Here is a 2,249-nt window from a genome sequence, read left to right as displayed (position 1 = left end):
CAACAAAGCACTGCTAATCCATTTTCAAACAATAATGACGGACTTGATATTAGTGATTCCGACCTACCGTTTTAAGGAATTGGTATAGCTATGTATCAGTTTTCAAAACGACTTAAGAGTCTACGAGAAAAAGAAGGTGTCACACAGCGACAAATGGCAAGAAGCATTGGCATGTCAGCAGGCACGATTTCAAACCTTGAAAATGGTTATTCACAGCCAAGCTTTGACGTGCTGATTGACATTGCAGACTACTTTGACATGTCGCTAGATGACCTTGTAGGACGAGAAAGGAGGTAACTGTTGGCAAGGAATAAAAAATATTTCTGGATAAAGCTTAAACCGGACTTCTTCAATGACCCATATATTAAGATGTTGCGCCGAATGGCCGGTGGAGACACTTATACGATCATTTATCTTGAAATGCTTGTTAAAAGTACCTATACGGATGGAATGATTTATTTCCAAGGGGCTGGAGTTGATATAGCTGAAGAGTTGTCACTGATGCTGAATGAAAATGTTGAAGATGTTCGAGCATTATTAGCCTATCTGGAAGCAAAAAAATTAATTACACACCCTGAATTGCATGAAGATTTGTTCTTAGTCGCGACTCCTGATTTAACCGGTTCTGAAACTGATTCTGCTGAAAGAGTAAGAAAATTTAGGAAGCGCCAAGACCAAAAAGCGTTACAAAGTAACACCGATGTAACGATTAGTAACGATAAGAAAGAGTTAGAGAAAGAGAAAGAGTTAGAGATAGACAAAGATACCCCCAAACCCCCAGAGGGGGATTCGAAAAAGTCTCGTAAATCATCTGCAATCACCAAGCAGGAAGAAAAAGACTTCGAGGCGCTTTGGAAGTTGTACCCCTGTAAGGAAGGTAAGACACCGGCTAAACGAGCCTATGTAAAGGCGGTTAGAGATGGGGTCACTAACAAAACAATTCAAGATGGAGTCGTTGCCTATGCTAAAAAAGTCAGTGCTGAAAACACTGAAAAGAAGTACATGAAAAATGGGGACACGTTCTTTCGTAACCGAGTTTGGGAGGACGACCTGACGCCATCTATCCCAACGCAACGCAACGGAAAACCAGTTAAACAAGAGCCACCAATGGTTAAGAACGAAGTACCTGAAAGCAGTGAACCAGTAGACATGCAGGCAGTAAAGAGAATGCTAAAAGGCATTAAGACAAGCGGATAGGAGGTAGCGATGGTTAGAAAGGCAGATAAAATTTGGGCACTGTACAAGGGCGAAGATTTGCTAGCTACCGGTACCATTATGCAAATATCCAGGCATACCGGTAAGAGCTGTGATCACTTGATGTTCATGACTTACCCCGTGTACAAAAAGCGACCAGACAAAGGCAAAAAAATGCAAATGATAGAGGTTGAGTGATGGAACTTCCTGGTAAGTTACTAAGCAGGCGTGGGTCTGTCGTCACAATAGAGCTAGAAAGCCCAGATAGCTTGTATCAGCTCGATAAAGTGCAAGATAGTGTAATTACACTAAACATACATGACGGACGCTCTGTGAGCCCTAAACAGCGTAATTTTGCTTGGGCAATCATGCAGGACATTGCAACTGCAGCAATTGGTGGCAGTGAAGCGGACTTTGAACAGAGGATATACGGCTACTTCAAGAGCGAAATAGCAAAGTATTACGGAATTGAAGACTTTAGCATGTCAGACGCTACGGGCAATATGTCAGACACTAACTTGCTGATTAACATGCTTCTCGAGTTTTGCTTGCAACACAACATAGCGCTTAGATACCGGCCATTAGAACAGCTAGATGATCCAGCTATCGCTCGATATGAGTACGCCTGCTTGATGAACAAGCGCTGCGTGATTTGCGGACTGAAGGCAGACCATCACCACATCACCGGCAGCAAGGTTGGCATTGGAAACGATCGCACGAAGATTAACCACAGAGGCCGGCGCTTGATTGCCTTGTGCCGAGAACATCATGACTTATTCCATCACGAGGAAAAAGAGCGCATGGCTGAATATCATTTGCGGGGTGTGCCTGTGAACGAAGAAATCGCACGAATTTACAACTTAAATTACTGGTAAAAATGAAATTGGTATAGGTCTATTTACGAAAAGGAAGAGGTGGAGTGATGGATATGTTTTTTGAAACAAAAGTAATAATCGTCAGTAGCTTGAACAAACATACTCCTGAAATTCTAAACATGCTTGACGATGACTGGGAGCAGTTGTCAGTTGATAAGATAGACGGTGGTTTCATGATTA

General features: G+C 42.5%; 4 protein-coding genes. All 4 read left to right on the top strand.

Annotated features, from left to right (window positions below; translation table 11 throughout):
* The first annotated feature begins 90 nt into the window (after positions 1 to 90).
* From IV71_RS07500 to IV71_RS07485, 4 genes are read left to right on the top strand one after another with little or no spacing between them, the layout of a single operon-like run.
* Positions 91 to 297 (top strand): helix-turn-helix domain-containing protein, encoded by a 207-nt coding sequence (locus IV71_RS07500; RefSeq protein WP_010017879.1) that lies wholly within the window; start codon positions 91 to 93, stop codon positions 295 to 297.
* Between the two features lie 3 nt (positions 298 to 300).
* Positions 301 to 1,197 carry a phage replisome organizer N-terminal domain-containing protein gene (locus tag IV71_RS07855; protein ID WP_010017880.1) on the top strand — a complete coding sequence of 299 codons (897 nt, stop codon included), beginning with the start codon at positions 301 to 303 and terminating at the stop codon, positions 1,195 to 1,197.
* Positions 1,198 to 1,206: 9 nt separating this feature from the next.
* Complete coding sequence (locus IV71_RS07490) at positions 1,207 to 1,392, top strand: hypothetical protein (RefSeq protein WP_010017882.1); 186 nt, start codon at positions 1,207 to 1,209, stop codon at positions 1,390 to 1,392.
* Positions 1,392 to 2,069, top strand: a complete 678-nt coding sequence (locus tag IV71_RS07485) for a putative HNHc nuclease (protein ID WP_010017883.1) — start codon at positions 1,392 to 1,394, stop codon at positions 2,067 to 2,069. Before IV71_RS07490 ends, IV71_RS07485 begins: the two co-directional genes overlap by 1 nt.
* Positions 2,070 to 2,249: the final 180 nt, after the last annotated feature.

Source organism: Fructobacillus fructosus KCTC 3544 (assembly GCF_001438695.1).
Lineage (GTDB): Bacteria > Bacillota > Bacilli > Lactobacillales > Lactobacillaceae > Fructobacillus > Fructobacillus fructosus.
The sequence above is the reverse complement of the archived record's forward strand: the minus strand, read 5'-3'. Positions and strand labels throughout refer to the sequence as shown.

Coding starts and splice junctions, on each gene's coding strand:
- IV71_RS07500 (WP_010017879.1), top strand. CDS start 91: ATGTATCAGTTTTCAAAACGACTTAAGAGTCTACGAGAAAAAGAAGGT.
- IV71_RS07490 (WP_010017882.1), top strand. CDS start 1,207: ATGGTTAGAAAGGCAGATAAAATTTGGGCACTGTACAAGGGCGAAGAT.
- IV71_RS07485 (WP_010017883.1), top strand. CDS start 1,392: ATGGAACTTCCTGGTAAGTTACTAAGCAGGCGTGGGTCTGTCGTCACA.